The organism is Streptomyces sp. NPDC090077, from assembly GCF_044747545.1.
Taxonomy (GTDB): Bacteria; Actinomycetota; Actinomycetes; order Streptomycetales; family Streptomycetaceae; genus Streptomyces.
Genome location: NZ_JBIVEG010000003.1, coordinates 213,460 through 228,137 on the forward strand (window position 1 = coordinate 213,460; position 14,678 = coordinate 228,137).

Annotated in this window: 13 protein-coding genes; 12 read left to right on the forward strand and 1 reads right to left on the reverse strand. The window is 75.3% G+C overall.

What is annotated here, in order from left to right; all coding sequences use genetic code 11:
* The 11 genes from ACIPW5_RS07865 to ACIPW5_RS07915 all read left to right on the forward strand — a co-directional run bounded on the left by ACIPW5_RS07865 (position 1) and on the right by ACIPW5_RS07915 (position 12,567).
* Positions 1-1,212 carry an inositol-3-phosphate synthase gene (locus tag ACIPW5_RS07865; RefSeq protein ID WP_401241825.1) on the forward strand — a complete coding sequence of 404 codons (1,212 nt, stop codon included), beginning with the start codon at positions 1-3 and terminating at the stop codon, positions 1,210-1,212.
* A complete protein-coding gene (locus ACIPW5_RS07870) occupies positions 1,209-2,198 on the forward strand; it encodes an SCO3242 family prenyltransferase (protein WP_401241828.1) in 990 nt (329 codons plus the stop codon). Before ACIPW5_RS07865 ends, ACIPW5_RS07870 begins: the two co-directional genes overlap by 4 nt.
* Positions 2,195-3,091 carry a sugar phosphate isomerase/epimerase family protein gene (locus ACIPW5_RS07875; protein WP_401241831.1) on the forward strand — a complete coding sequence of 299 codons (897 nt, stop codon included), beginning with the start codon at positions 2,195-2,197 and terminating at the stop codon, positions 3,089-3,091. Before ACIPW5_RS07870 ends, ACIPW5_RS07875 begins: the two co-directional genes overlap by 4 nt.
* Positions 3,088-3,771 carry an EboA domain-containing protein gene (locus ACIPW5_RS07880; RefSeq protein WP_401241833.1) on the forward strand — a complete coding sequence of 228 codons (684 nt, stop codon included), beginning with the start codon at positions 3,088-3,090 and terminating at the stop codon, positions 3,769-3,771. Before ACIPW5_RS07875 ends, ACIPW5_RS07880 begins: the two co-directional genes overlap by 4 nt.
* A 27-nt stretch (positions 3,772-3,798) precedes the next feature.
* Positions 3,799-4,656, forward strand: coding sequence for a TatD family hydrolase (locus ACIPW5_RS07885; RefSeq protein WP_401241836.1), 858 nt, complete (start codon positions 3,799-3,801; stop codon positions 4,654-4,656).
* Between the two features lie 20 nt (positions 4,657-4,676).
* On the forward strand, positions 4,677-5,906 hold the full coding sequence (gene eboE, locus ACIPW5_RS07890) for a metabolite traffic protein EboE (RefSeq protein WP_401241839.1): 1,230 nt from the start codon (positions 4,677-4,679) through the stop codon (positions 5,904-5,906).
* Complete coding sequence (locus ACIPW5_RS07895; protein WP_401241841.1) at positions 5,903-7,312, forward strand: alkaline phosphatase family protein; 1,410 nt, start codon at positions 5,903-5,905, stop codon at positions 7,310-7,312. The genes eboE and ACIPW5_RS07895 overlap by 4 nt, the downstream gene beginning before the upstream one ends.
* Before the next feature lie 30 nt (positions 7,313-7,342).
* On the forward strand, positions 7,343-8,164 hold the full coding sequence (locus tag ACIPW5_RS07900) for a 4'-phosphopantetheinyl transferase superfamily protein (RefSeq protein ID WP_401241844.1): 822 nt from the start codon (positions 7,343-7,345) through the stop codon (positions 8,162-8,164).
* Between the two features lie 136 nt (positions 8,165-8,300).
* On the forward strand, positions 8,301-9,023 hold the full coding sequence (locus ACIPW5_RS07905) for a hypothetical protein (RefSeq protein WP_401241847.1): 723 nt from the start codon (positions 8,301-8,303) through the stop codon (positions 9,021-9,023).
* 203 nt (positions 9,024-9,226) lie between these two features.
* Positions 9,227-10,006 (forward strand): ABC transporter ATP-binding protein, encoded by a 780-nt coding sequence (locus ACIPW5_RS07910; protein ID WP_362461037.1) that lies wholly within the window; start codon positions 9,227-9,229, stop codon positions 10,004-10,006.
* Positions 10,006-12,567 carry an FtsX-like permease family protein gene (locus ACIPW5_RS07915; RefSeq protein ID WP_401241850.1) on the forward strand — a complete coding sequence of 854 codons (2,562 nt, stop codon included), beginning with the start codon at positions 10,006-10,008 and terminating at the stop codon, positions 12,565-12,567. Before ACIPW5_RS07910 ends, ACIPW5_RS07915 begins: the two co-directional genes overlap by 1 nt.
* 74 nt (positions 12,568-12,641) lie before the next feature.
* Here ACIPW5_RS07915 and ACIPW5_RS07920 read toward each other — a convergent pair whose 3' ends face one another.
* A complete protein-coding gene (locus ACIPW5_RS07920; RefSeq protein ID WP_401241852.1) occupies positions 12,642-13,649 on the reverse strand; it encodes a TauD/TfdA family dioxygenase in 1,008 nt (335 codons plus the stop codon).
* Positions 13,650-13,866: 217 nt separating this feature from the next.
* Here ACIPW5_RS07920 and ACIPW5_RS07925 point away from each other — a divergent pair, with 217 nt between their 5' ends.
* The gene (locus ACIPW5_RS07925; protein WP_401241855.1) at positions 13,867-14,655 is read left to right on the forward strand and encodes a 4'-phosphopantetheinyl transferase family protein; all 789 of its coding nucleotides are present in this window, start codon (positions 13,867-13,869) and stop codon (positions 14,653-14,655) included.
* Positions 14,656-14,678: the final 23 nt, after the last annotated feature.

A 14,678-nucleotide genomic window follows, 5' to 3' on the forward strand; every position in this document is an offset into this window, starting at 1 on the left:
ATGCGAGACACGACCGGATCAGCACCCCGAATCGGCGTCTGGATGGTCGGCGCGCGAGGCTCGGTCGCCACGGCCGCCGTCGCCGGCGCCGCCGCCATCGTCGCGGGTGCCGCCTCCCCCGTCGGGTGCGTCACCGAAACCCCCCCTTTCGCGGACGCACCCCTCCCGGCCCTCGCCGACCTGGTGTTCGGCGGCCACGACGTCGTCGGCACCCCGCTGTCGGCGAGGGCCCGGCAGCTCGTGGACGCCGGAGTGCTGCCCGCGTCCGTCCTGGGGGCGCTGGACACCCCGCTGGCCGCCGCCGAGCTGGAAATCCGCGACGGGTCCGCCCGCCCGGGCGAGTGCCAGTCCGAGACCGCGGCCCGCCTCGCCGAGGACATGGCCTCCTTCCGCGACCGGCACGCCCTGGAACAGGTCGTCGTGGTCAACGTCTCCTCCACCGAGCCGCTGCCCGAGCCCGACCCCGCCTTCCTCGGCCTCGCCGCCCTCGAAGCGGCCCTCGCCGCCGGCTCGGTGACCCTGCCCGCCAGCTCCCTCTACGCCTACGCCGCCTTCACCGCCGGCTGCTCCTACGTCAACTTCACCCCCTCCGCGGGCGCCACCCTGCCCGCCCTGGAGGAACTGGCCCGGCTGCGCCGCGTCCCGCACGCCGGCCGCGACGGCAAGACCGGCGAGACCCTCGTCAAGAGCGCCCTCGCGCCCATGTTCACCCAGCGCGCGCTGCGCCTGCGCTCCTGGTCCGGCACCAACCTGCTCGGCGGCGGCGACGGTGCGACCCTCGCCGACCCGGCGGCCGCCCGCTCCAAGACCGAGTCCAAGCAGCGCTCCCTGGAGGAGACCGTCGGGCACGCCGTCCAGGGGCAGACGCACATCGACAACGTCCCCGAGATGGGGGAGTGGAAGACCGCCTGGGACCACATCTCCTTCGAGGGCTTCCTCGGCGTCCGCATGACCATGCAGTTCACCTGGCAGGGCTGCGACTCCGCGCTCGCCGCCCCGCTGGTCCTGGACCTCGTACGGCTCACCGCGCTGGCCGGCCGGCGCGGCGAGGCCGGGGCACTGGCCGCCCTCGGCTTCTTCTTCAAGGACCCGGCCGGCTCCACCGAGCACAACCTCACCCTCCAGTACGAGACCCTGCGCGCCTGGGCCACCGCCCCCGCCACCGCCCCCGCCCCGGTACGCCCGGACCCGCTGACCGGGATCCGGCCGTGACCGCGGCAGCCGGCCCGGCCCCGAGCCCCGCCGCGACCGCCGCCGCCGCGGCGGGGCGGGCGGGCCGGCCCCGCACCTCCGGCCCCGGCGGGCCGCTGCACCTGCCGCCCTTCCCCGGCCGGGCCTTCCGGGCCCGCCGCACCCTGCGCGCCTACGCCGAGCTGCTCCGGGCCCCGGCCGCGATCACCGTCCCCGGCGACGTCCTCGCCGGGGCGCTGGCCGCCGGCCGGGGCGCCGGACCCCGCACCCTGGGCCTGGCCGGCTCCTCCGTCTGCCTCTACTGGGCGGGCATGGCCCTCAACGACTGGGCCGACCGGGAGCAGGACGCCGCCGAGCGGCCCGAACGGCCCCTGCCGTCCGGCCGGATCAGCCCCCGCGCCGCCCTGGCCACGGCCGCCGCGCTCACCGCCGCCGGACTGGGCGCCGCCGCCCTCGCGGGCGGGCCGCGCACCGTCCTGACCCGGACCCTGCCCCTGGCCGCCGCCGTGTGGGCCTACGACCTCGGAGCCAAGAACACCCCTCTCGGGCCGGCCGTGATGGCCGCCGCCCGCGGCCTCGACGTCCTGCACGGCACCGGCCCCGGCCCGGCCCGCCCGGCCCTCGGGCCGGCCGCCGCCGTCGCCGGGCACACCCTGGCCCTGACCCGGCTCAGCCGCCACGAGGTCGCGGGCGCCCCGCCGCACGAGGCCGCCCTGACCGCGCTGGCCTCGGCCGCCGCGGCCGCGGGCACCCTCGGCCGCGGCACCGGACCCGCACAGGGCGCCGCCCTCGCCCTCTACGGCGCCGGCTACGGACCCGCCCTCGCCCGGGTGCTGCGCCACCCCGCCGCCCCCGAGGTGCGCCGGGCCGTCGGCGCCGGCATCCACGCCCTCCTGCCCCTCCAGGCCGCCCTGGCCGCGCGGGCCGGAGCCCCCCGAACCGCCGCCGTGCTCGCCGCCGCCCTGCCGGTGGCGCGCCGCCTCGCCCGGAAGGTCTCCCCGACATGAGCGCACCCGCCGCGCTCCGGTTCTCGTACGGCACCAACGGGCTCGCCGACCACCGCCTCGGCGACGCCCTGCGGCTCCTCGCCGACCTCGGCTACGAGGGCGTCGCACTGACCCTGGACCACCAGCACCTGGACCCCTACGCCCGGGACCTCGCCGCCCGCGTCGACACCGTCCGCCGGGTCCTGGACGGCACCGGCCTCGCCGTCGTCGTCGAGACCGGCGCCCGCTACCTCCTCGACCCGTACCGCAAGCACCGCCCCACCCTGCTGTCCGCCGACCCGGAGGGCCGCCGGCTGCGCCTGGACCTGCTCCGCCGGGCCGTCGCCATCGGCGCCGAACTCGGCGCCGGGGCCGTCCACTTCTGGAGCGGCACCGCCGACCCGGACACCACCGCCGACGAGGCCTGGCGACGGCTGGTCGACGGCTGCGCCGAGACCGTCGGGCACGCCGACGCCGCCGGGATCGACCTCGCCTTCGAACCCGAGCCCGGGATGCTCGTCGCCGACCTCGCCGGCTACCGCAGGCTCCTCGCCGACCTCGGCCGGCCGGACCGCTTCCGCCTCACCCTCGACCTCGGGCACTGCCGGTGCCTGGAGCCCTGGCCCGTCGCCGACTGCGTGGCCCTGGCCGCCGACCGCCTCGCCCACGTCCAGATCGAGGACATGCGCCGGGGCACGCACGAACACCTCCCCTTCGGCGAGGGCGAGATCGACTTCCCGCCCGTCCTGCGCGCCCTCGCCGACACTGGCTACCAGGGGCTCGTCTCCGTCGAACTCCCGCGCCACAGCCACGCCGGCGCCGAATCCGCCCGCCACAGCATCGCCTTCCTGCACGCGGCCGCCGGCCGCCGCCCGCAGCAGCGGACCCACCAGAAGGAGGCCGTACCGGTATGACCGCCCCCACCCTCGCCCCGCCCGCCGCCGCCCTCGCCGACGGCGCCGTGCACGACGCGCTGACCCTGCGCACCCTCCGGGAGTCCCTGCGCTCCGTCCTCGACCAGGAGCACCGCAGCCGGCTCACCGCCGCCGAGGAGGCCGTCGCGGCCGAAGGCCCCGCCGCCCTGGACCGCCGCTTCCCCGCCGCCGGACGCGAGTACGGCCGCGGCCCCCTGCCCGGCTGGGCCGACTGGGCCGTCGAGGACGCCGTACGCACCGTCCTGCTCCTCGCCCTGACCCGCTACGGCACCACCGGCGCCGCCCTGGCCGCAGAAGCCGCCGCACGGTACGCCCACGGCGACGCGGCCGAACGCCGCGGCGTGCTGCGCTCCCTGCCGTTCCTGCCGGTCGGCGACCGCGCCGTGCACCTCACCGACGACGCCGTGCGCACCAACGACAACCGGCTCATCGCCGCCGCGCTCGGCCCCTACGCCCGCGCCCACCTCGACCAGTACCGCTGGCGCCAGGCCGTCCTCAAGTGCCTGTTCACCGGCATCCCGCTGGCCAAGGTGGCCGGCCTGCACGAACGCCGCGACGCCGAACTCGCCCGGATGGCCCACGGCTTCGCCGCCGAACGGCGCGCCGCCGGCCGCACCGTACCGGCCGACCTGTGGGCCGTAGCGACCCTCGACCACTGACCCACCGACCCCTACCGGAGCCCGACCATGCGCATCTTCGACCCGCACATCCACATGACGTCCCGCACCACGGACGACTACCGGGCGATGCACGCCGCCGGCGTGCGCGCGCTGGTCGAGCCCGCGTTCTGGCTGGGCCAGCCCCGCACCTCACCCGCCAGCTTCACCGACTACTTCGACGCCCTCCTCGGCTGGGAGCCCTACCGCGCCGCCCAGTTCGGCATCAGCCACCACTGCACCATCGGCCTCAACCCCAAGGAGGCGAACGACCCGCGCTGCACCCCCGTCCTGGACCTGCTGCCCCGCTACCTTGCCAAGGACGGGGTCGTCGCCGTCGGCGAGATCGGCTACGACACCGTCACCGAGGCCGAGGACCACGCCTTCGCCGTCCAGCTGGCCCTCGCCGTCGAGTTCGCCCTGCCCGCCCTCGTCCACACCCCGCACCGCGACAAGGCCGGCGGCACCGGGCGCTCCCTCGCCGTGATCCGCGAGTCGGGCATCGACCCCGGCCACGTCGTCCTCGACCACCTCAACGAGGTCACCGTCCGCGAGGTCCGCGACTCCGGCTGCTGGATGGGCTTCTCCATCTACCCCGACACCAAGATGACCCCCGACCGCATGGTCGCCATCCTCAAGGAGCACGGCACCGAGCGGATCCTCGTCAACTCCGCCGCCGACTGGGGCCACAGCGACCCGCTGCTCACCCGGGCCACCGCCGAGGCCATGCTCGCCGCCGGCTTCGACGAGGACGACGTGGACCGCGTGCTGTGGCGCAACCCGGTCGCCTTCTACGCCCAGTCGGGCCGCCTCGGCCTCGACGGCTACACGGACGTCCAGGCCGCCGGCCTCTACGCGGGCAACTCCATCGCCCGCGGCGGAAACTGATCAGGAGGAAGGGACGCCTGATGCGCTTCCGCCACCGGGACGGCACCACCGTCCACCTCGCCTACTGCACCAACGTGCACCCCGCCGAAACCCTGGAGGGGATCACCGCCCAGCTCGACGCGTACGCCGAACCGGTCCGCCGGGCCGCCGGCGAACCCCTCGTCGGCCTCGGTCTGTGGCTGCCCGTGGACGCCGCCGCGGCCCTCGCCGCCGACCCGGCCGCCGTCACCCGGCTGCGCGGGGAGCTCACGGCGCGCGGCCTGGAGACGGTCACCCTCAACGGCTTCCCCTACCGGGGCTTCCACGCGCCCGTGGTCAAGCGGGCCGTGTACTACCCGGACTGGTCCGAGCCCGCCCGGCTCGACTACACCCTGAACCTGGCCCGGATCCTGGCCGGACTGCTGCCCGACGACGCCCGGCGCGGCTCGGTCTCCACGCTGCCGCTGGCCTGGCGCACCGCCTGGTCGCGCACCCGCACGGCCGCAGCGGCCCGCAACCTCGACGCGCTCGCCGCGGGCCTCGCCCGGATCGAGGCGGAGACCGGACGGACCGTGCGCGTCGCCGTCGAGCCCGAGCCGGGCTGCGTCGCCGAGACCACCGAGCAGGCCGTCGAGGTGCTGTCCGACGTCGACCACGACCGGATCGGGCTCTGCCTGGACGCCTGCCACCTCGCCGTCGCGCACGAGGACCCCGACACGGCCGTCGCCCGGCTGCTCGCGGCCGGAGTCCAGGTCGTCAAGCTCCAGGCCTCCAGCGCCCTGGAGGCCGCCGACCCGCAGGACCCACGGGTCCGGGAGGCGCTGGCCGCCTTCGCCGAGCCGCGGTTCCTGCACCAGACGCGCGAGGCCGGACCCGACGGCGCCGGACTGTACGGCGCCGACGACCTCGGGCCGGCCCTGGCCGGAGCCCTGCCGGGCAAGGCGCCCTGGCGCATCCACTACCACGTGCCGCTGCACGAGGAGCCGGCCCCGCCGCTGGCCTCCACCCGGCCGGTGCTGCGCGACACCCTGCGGACCCTGTTCGGCGGGGACCACGCCGTCACCGACCACGTGGAGGTGGAGACCTACACCTGGTCCGTGCTGCCCGAGGAGGCCCGGCCCGTCGGCGGGGCCGGCCTCGCCCGCGGCATCGCCGCCGAACTCGCCTGGACGGCCCGGGAACTCACCGCGCTCGGCCTGACCCCGCTCACCCCGACCCCGGCCGGCCCCACCCCGGCCGCACCCGCCGCGCAGAAGGAGCCCGGCCCATGACCGCCCCCGTCCCCGCCCCCGTCCCCGCCGTCCGGCGGAAGAAGACCGCGGTCCTGTGCACCGTGGGCCTCACCCCCCGGCTGCTGCCGCACATGCCGAACGTCCGGGCCATCGGCGAGCAGGGCTTCGCCGCCCCGCTCGACACGGTGTTCCCGGCCGTCACCGCCACCGTCCAGGCCACCCTCACCACCGGCCTGCCGCCCCGCGAACACGGGGCCGTCGGCAACGGCTGGTACTTCCGCGACCACGGCGAAGTCATGATGTGGCGCCAGCACAACGCCCTGGTCCGCGGCGAGAAGGTCTGGCAGGCCGCCCGCCGCCGCGACCCGGACCACACCACCGCCTACCTGTGCTGGTGGTGGGCCATGGGCGCGGACGTCGACACCGTCCTCACCCCGCGCCCCGTCTACCACTACGACGGCCGCAAGGCCCCGGACTGCTACACCGTCCCCGCCGCCCTGCGCGACGAACTGAGCGCTGCACAGGGCGAGTTCCCGCTCTTCAACTACTGGGGTCCGACCGCGTCGCTGACCTCCACCCGGTGGATCGCCGGCGCCGCCCGGCACGTCGCGGACACCCGCGACCCCGACCTGTCCTTCATCTACGTCCCGCACCTCGACTACGACCTCCAGCGGTTCGGCCCCGACGGCCCCGAAGCCGTCCGGGCCGCCCGCGAGGCCGACGCCGCCCTCGGCCCGCTCCTGGCGGACCTGCGCGACCGCGGCACCACCGTCGTCGCCCTCAGCGAGTACGGCATCTCGCCCGTCAGCCGGCCCGTGGACGTCAACCGCGCGCTGCGCCGCGAGGGCCTGCTGTCCGTCTACACCCAGCGCGGCATGGAGTACCTCGACCCGCATACCTCCCGGGCGTTCGCCGTCGCCGACCACCAGGCCGCCCACGTCTACGTGGCCGACCCGGCCGACATCCCCCGCGTGCGCGACGTACTGAAGTCCGTGGACGGGGTCGACGAGATCTGGAACCGCACCCAGCAGGCCGACTACGGCATCGACCACCCGAACGCCGGCGAACTCGTCGCCGTCGCGGAACCCGACGCCTGGTTCACGTACTACTACTGGCTCGACGACGGCCGCGCCCCGGACTTCGCGCGCGGCGTCGAGATCCACCGCAAACCGGGCTACGACCCGGCCGAGCTGTTCTTCGACCCCGCCGATCCGGCGGCCAAGGCGAAGGCGGCCCTCGCGGTGCTGAAGAAGAAGGCGGGGATGCGCGCACCGCTCCAGGTGGTGCCGCTCGACCCGGGCTGCGTCCGCGGCAGCCACGGACGCCTGCCCGGCGACGACCGGGACGCGCCCGTGCTGCTCTGCTCGGACCCGTCCCAGGAGCGGCCCCGCTACCACGCCACCGAGGTGAAGGACCTGCTCCTGCGCCTCGGCGGACTGACCTGACAACGCCCTCAAGGGGGAGAGGAGGACCCGATGACGAGCCAGACCCTGACCGCCGTGCGCGGCCGCATCGACCACACCGCCACGACCGGTGTGCTGCCCGTGCCCGCAACGGCCGCACGGGAGGCCGCGAGACTGCGCGCCACGGGCGAGGCACACGTGTGGTGGTGGCCGCTCGACGACCGGGTGGACCAGGCCGACTTCGACCTGCTGGACGAGGTCGAGCAGGTACGCGCCCGCCGCTACCGGGCCGAGAAGGACGCCGCCGCGTTCATCCGGACCCGGGCCGCCGCCCGCCGCGCGATCGGCGGGCTGCTGGGGGTGGACGCCCGTACGGTGGCCCTCGGCCGCCGCGTCTGCCCGGGCTGCGGGGACCTGGAGCACGGCCCGCCGGCCGTGGCGAGTCCCGCCGTCGGGCTCGCCGTCAGCCTGACCCGCACCAGCGGCTGCGGGGTCCTCGCCCTGCACGCGGGGGACTGGATCGGGGTGGACGTCGAAGCGCTGCGGCCCGTGGAGTCCGGCTCCCTGGCCAGTGTGGTGCTCGCGCCCGCCGAGCACGCGTACATCCTGTCGCTGCCCGCCGGACCGGAGCGGACCGCCGCCTTCCACCGGGTGTGGACCCGTAAGGAGGCCGTGCTCAAGGGGGTCGGGCTGGGGCTGCTCGGGATCGACCTCAACGCCCTGGACGTCACCCCCGGCACGCCCGGCCCGGTCGAGGTGGAGCACGGCTACCAGGGCGAGGTCAGCCGCTGGCAGATCGACGACCTCGACCTGGACGGCAACTGGTCGGCCTCCCTGGCCCGCCCGGTGGACGGCTCCCCCCTGGGCCCCGTCCACCGCCACCGCCCGTCCTGACCCCGCCCCGCCGGCCTCCCGTCCGGCAGGGCGCCGGCGTCCACCACCCGGCTCCGGGCCCGGCCCCCCCAGGGGGTCCGGGCCCGGTCCGGCCGACCTCCCCGCACGGAGGACCGACCCCTTCCCGGAGCTCCCCATGGCCCAGCCCGCCACCCCCACCACCGCCCCGGCCCCCGCCGCCCCGCCTGCCGCCGCCCCGGCCCCCGCCGCCGCGCCCGCCCCCGCCCCCGCCCGGCCAGGGCCCCCGCACACCCCCGCCCCCGGGGCCGCGGCCGTCACCGGCGGGCTGCTCGTCGTCGCCCTGCTGCTGTGCGCGGGCCCCCTCGCCGGCGGCGCCGTCCAGGAGTTCCTGGACCGGATGGCCGGCGTGTTCGCGCTCGTCGCCCTCTCCGGCTCCGTGATGCTCGGCCTCGCCACCGTCTTCCGCGACGTGCTCACCCCGGCCCGGCGGCAGTTCGCCCAGCTGCTGCACCGCGCGGCCGGCCTGGCCGGGGTCGGCTTCCTCCTCGTCCACATCGGCGTCAAGGTCGCCGGGGAGCGGATCGACGCCGTCGACGCCGTACTCGGCTGGGGGAGCGGCGACCTCCTGGTCGACCTCGGCACCCTGGCCGCCCAGCTCTTCGTCCTCGCCCTGCTCACCGGCCTGTGGCGGGGCGTCTTCGCCACCCGCCGCTGGATCCGCCCGTTCCGCGTCCTGCACGGCGCCGCGTACGCCGGCTGGGCCGTCGGCCTCGTCCACGGCCTCGGCGCCGGCCGCACCCCCGCCGCCTGGGTCGTCGCCTGCTACGCCCTGTGCGCCGCGGCCACCCTCGCCGCCCTCGCGTACCGCCTCACCCGCGGCCGCCGCCGCCCCCGCTGACCGCTCCCCGCTCACCGAACGGCCCCGGACCGCACGGTTCCGGCCGGAGGGCACCGCCCCCGGCCGAAACCGTGCGCCCGGGGCCTCCTCGCGTAGAGGGAATATAGACCCGCCCTCAAGGATCGGCGTGTTGCATCCGCCGACTTGGGCGGATGGGGCTGCTGACATACCCCCCTCAAACGCATGGGAAGGACTGGTCGCGCATGCGGACCCAGACGAACAGCCTCCGTGGGCAGAGCAGCACCGGATCCCCCGGGTTCGCGCTGCGCCTGGACGGGGTCGTGAAGGAGTACGGAAAGAGCGGGCGCGGCGTGCGCGCGCTGGACGGAGTCTCGGTCGGCATCGAGCGCGGCTCGTTCACGGCCGTCATGGGACCCTCCGGTTCCGGAAAGTCGACCTTCCTGCACTGCGCGGCCGGCCTCGACAAGCCGTCCAGCGGCAAGGCCTTCATCGGCGACACCGAACTCGGCGGGATGAACGAGACCCAGCTGACGAAGCTGCGCCGCGAGCGCATCGGCTTCGTCTTCCAGGCCTTCAACCTCATCCCCGCCCTGTCGGTGCGCCAGAACGTGGAGCTCCCGCTGCGCCTGGCCGGCGAGCGCCTCGACGCGGCCTGGCTGGAGGAGATCCTCACCCGCGTGGGCCTGGGCGGCCGCGCCACCCACCGGCCCGCCGAACTCTCCGGCGGCCAGCAGCAGCGCGTGGCGATCGCCCGCGCCCTGATCACCCGCCCCGACGTCATCTTCGGCGACGAGCCCACCGGTGCCCTCGACACGGTGACCGCCAAGGAGATCCTCTCCCTGCTGCGGTCCTGCGTCGACGAGACCGGCCAGACCGTCGTCATGGTCACCCACGACCCGGTCGCCGCCTCCTACGCCGACACCGTCCTCTTCCTCGCCGACGGCCGCATCGCCGACCGGATGCACGCCCCCACCGCCGACCGCGTCGCCGACCGCATGACCCACCTGGGAGCGTGGGCCTGATGCTGCGCTATGCCCTGCAGACCCTGCGCGCCCGCAAGGGCGGCTTCATCGGGGCCTTCCTCGCACTCTTCTGCGCCGCCGCGCTCGTCACGGCCTGCGGCATCCTCCTGGAGACGGGTTTAAGAGGAGAGATCGGCACCGAGCGCTACGCCGGTGCCCCGGTGATCGTCGGCGGTGACCAGAACGTCCACCAGGTCACCGTCAAGAACAAGGGCGACAAGACCAAGACCAAGGAGAAGGAGAAGCCGCTCGGCGAGCGGGTCTGGCTGCCCGCCGACACCGCCACCGCCCTCGGCTCGCTGCCGGGCGTCAAGGCCGCCCTGCCCGAGGTCACCTTCCCGGCCTACGCGGTCGGCCCCAAGGGGCAGATCGTCCCGGGCGTCGACGGCAAGCCCTCCTACGGCCACTCCTGGACCTCCGCGGCCCTGACCCCCTTCACCCTGTCCGAGGGCGCCGCCCCGGCCGGCGCCGCCGAGGTCGTCGTCGACCGCGAACTCGCCCGCCGGGCCGGCATCAGGACCGGCACCGAACTGACCGTCCAGGCCACCGGCTCCCCGCGCACCTACCGGGTCAGCGGCATCGCCGCCCCCGCCGGAGGCGACCTGGAGCAGCAGAGCTCGCTGTTCTTCTCGGACGCCGAGGCCGAGCGGCTCTCCGGCCGCGCCGGACAGGTCGCCGTGGTCGGCGTGCTGGCCAAGCCCGGCGTGTCCACCGCGGACCTCGCCGCCCAGGTGAAGAAGGCCCTCGACGGCACCACCGCCCAGGTGGTCACCGGCGGCGAGCGCGGCCCGGTCGAGTTCCTCGACGCGGCCAAGGCCCGCATCAAGCTGGTCTCCATGGGCGGCGCCATCGGCGGCACCTCGCTGCTCGTCGCGATCCTCGTGGTCGTCGGCACCTTCGCCCTGTCCATCCAGCAGCGCTACCGCGAACTGGCCCTGCTGCGCGCCATCGCGGCGACGCCCAAGCAGGTCCGCCAGCTCATCGGCCGCGAGGCACTGATCGTCGGCGCCCTCGCCGGCGTGCTCGGCTCGGTCACCGGCCTGCCCATCGCCTACTGGCTGCACGGGAAGTTCGTCGGCTTCAAGGCGATCCCCGACACCCTCGAAGTCACCTTCAGCGTCTTCCCGTTCTTCGCGGCGATCGGCGCGGCCCTGCTGGGCGCGTGGGCGGCCGCCAGGATCTCCGCCCGCCGCACCGCCCGCATCCGCCCCGCCGAGGCCCTGTCCGAGGCGGCCATGGAGCAGCGGAACTTCGCCTGGGGCCGGCTCGGCGCCGGCGCCGCGTTCCTGGCCGGCGGGATCGTCCTGCTCGCGGTCCTCTCGGTGCTGCGCAGCGAACCGGCCTCCACCCCGGTCACCTTCCTGTCCGTCGTGGTCCTCGCGGTGGCGGTGTCGCTGCTCGGCCCGCTGATCGCCCGGATCGCGGTCGCCGTCCTCGGGGTCCCGCTCAAGGCCTCCCGGGTCGGCGGGTACCTGGCCACCGCCAACGCCCGCGCCAACACCAAGCGGCTGTCCGCGGCCGTCACCCCGCTCGCCCTGCTGATCGGCATGGCCTGCACGGTGTTCTTCGTCCAGACCACGATGGGCGCGGCGGCCACCGCCCAGGCCAAGGCCGGCAACAAGGCCGACTGGGTCGTCGGCTCGGCCGGCCCCGGAGTGCCCGCGCAGGCCGCGGACAGCCTCCGAAGGGTCCCCGGCGTCACCGCGGTGACCGAGGTCGTACGCACCTCCGTGCGCGTCGGCCTGGAGAAGTACCCGGCCCAGGGCGTCTCCACCCAGGGCCTGACCCACACCTGGGACCCGGGCGTCAGCGCCGGCACCCTGGACGGGTTCGGAGCACAGTCCGTCGCCCTCAGCGACGTCGCCGCCGACAACCTGGGCAAGAAGCCGGGGGACAAGCTGAAGCTGACCCTCGGCGACGGCACCGAGACCGAGCTGAACGTCGCGGCCGTCTACGACCGCGGACTCGGCTTCGGCGACCTGACGATGTCCCACGAACTGGTCGTCCAGCACGTCGACAACCCGCTCGCCTCCTCACTGCTGGTCAAGACCGCCGGCGACGGCGGGCCCGGCCGCGCCGAGCTGCAGAAGGCCGTCGGAGCCCTGCCCGGAGTCGGCGTCCTCGACCGCGACCAGGTCGAGGACCTCCAGGCCGAGGTGCAGCAGTCCAACGCCGAGGTCAACTACGTGGCGATGGGCCTGATCATCGCCTTCACCGCGATCGCCGTGGTCAACACGCTGGCCATGTCGGTCTCCGACCGGATCCGCGAGTTCGCCCTGCTCCAGCTCGTCGGCACCACCCGCCGGCAGGTGATGGGCATGCTCCGGATCGAGTCCGCCCTGGTGGTCCTCATCTCCGCCGTGCTGGGCACCGGCATCGCCTTCGCGGTGCTCACCGCCTTCAGCGTCGGGATGACGGGCTCCGCGTCCCCGTCCATCGACCCCTGGATGTACCTCGGGGTGCTGGGCTTCGCCGCGGTGCTCACCGCCCTGGCCACCCTGGTCCCGGGCCGCCTCGCCCTGGCGGGCCGCCCGGCGGACGTCATCGGCTCGCGCCAGTAACGGCGCAACGGCCGGAGGGCCGGCCCCCCTCGCGGGGGCCGGCCCTCCGGCCTTCGGTGCGTGCGGTCCGGTCCTCAGTCGAGCACCGCCCCGCCGCCCTTGCGGTCCACCCGGCTGCGCCGGTGGTCCAGGTGCGCGTAGACCCGGTGCAGCCAGCGGTCCTGGCCGTCGTAGCGAGGGGTGAAGGAGGTCCTGCCGTGCACGGCGAGCCGGTTGTCCACCACGGCGAGGTCGCCGACCCGCAGCGCCAGGGCCGACATGGTCCGCATGAGCGCCTCGCGCAGCTCGGCCATGGCGGCCGCGGCCTCGTCGTCCAAGGGGTGCGTCGCCGCGAAGTCCACCAGGACGTTCGGGTCCTCCGGGTCCCCGACCAGGATGGGGTGCGCCGGCGTGACGGAGTTCAGGACGCCGAACGACGGCGGCGGCTCGGTGAGGAAACGGGGCGCGGCCAGGACCGCGACCGTGCGTTCGGAAAGCAGCGGGAGCGCCCGCCGTATCGAGGACGTGCACAGCTTCGCATCGCCCGTCGCATCCTCGCGCACGCACAGCAGCCCCACGTAGTCGGGCTTGTTGTCGTGGAATGCGTTCTCGACGTGAAGTTCCAGCAGAACCGATCCTGCATTGCTCTGGGAATTCTCGCTCCCCGGCACCGGAACGACGTTCTGCACCAGGGCCCCGGTCTTCTCGCTGCGATAGGCGATGACCTCGCCGAGCTGCAGCATCGCCGCCGTGACCAGGGCCGACGCCACGGCCGGCAGCCGCTCCACGGAACCGGGCACGCTCGGAGTCTCCGGCAGCGGGTCGTTCGCCACCACCGGCACGTTGCGCAGCAGCAGCACCGCGTCCGGTCCGGCGTCGTGCCGGAAACGGCGCAGCTCGGAGAGGATCCGGCGGGGCAGCATCGACGAGGCGTCCCGGACGGCGTCCAGCCAGGCCGGCTCGTCGATCAGCGCCGGGCCGGACTCCAGCACCCCGGTGGCCAGCGCGATCAGCTCGTCGCGCTCGGCATCCGTGAGGGTGACGGCGTCCGGCGTCGGGCCGGCCGCGGGAAGGGTGAGGGTGTGCTCTCGCATCCTTGGCATGAAGAATTCCTCGGGTAGATGAGCCTTGACCCGAGTCAGTTTCCGGACGCGCCCTATTACATTCCTATGGAAAACACTCCCGAAGGGGCAGCGGAAATAGGTATAGGCGGGACATAGTTGCCCGCCGAATGCTTATGGGGCGGCTTTGTCCCCGGTTCATCCACCGGTGGGCCGCAGTTCCCGCACTGTCCGACGGGGGAGAAGAAGGGAGGATCGCATGGCATGGAGGGAAGAGGAGCCTGCCCACGGCGCGGCCATCGCCGCGGCCGGCGCCCTGGGCGCCCAGGGGGAGGCCCACGTCTGGTGGTGGCGTCCGCCCGAGAACACCGACCCGGCCGATCTGCCGCTGCTGGACACCGAGGAGTTCCGGCGGGCCCTGTCCCTGCCCGCCGAACGCGACGCCGCGGCCTTCGTCCGCTCCCGCGCCGCGGCCCGCCGGGCCCTCGGGGACCTGTTCCACCTCGACCCCCGGGACATCGCCCTCGGCCGGCACGACTGTCCCGGCTGCGGCGACGGCAGCCACGGCCCGCCCCGGCTGCTCGTCCCGCCGGTGCCGCTCGCCCTCAGCACGAGCCGGACCAACGGCTGCGGGGTCTTCGTGCTCGGCGCGGGCCCCGCGATCGGCATCGACGCCGAGGCCCTGCGTCCCGTACGCCGCTCGGCGACCACCGACCCGGACCTGACCCCCGCCGAGCGCGCCCACCTGGCCGCCCTGCCGCAGGGGCCCGAACGGGACGCGGCCTTCCACCGGATCTGGACCCGGAAGGAGGCCGTGGTCAAGGCCACCGGCCTCGGCCTGTCCGGCGTCGAACTCGGCCTGCTGGAAACCCATCCGGCCCGCTCCGGACCGGTCCGGATCACCCACACCCACCGCGGCCGCACCACCGCCTGGACCGTCGAGGACCTCCGGGTGTTCGACGACGTCGCGGTGGCACTGGCCCGGCCGGCCGGACCCGCCGCGCACGGCCCGGTCCACCACCACACCGACCCGGCACCCGCCGGCTGACCCGGAGCACCTGCCGCGCAACC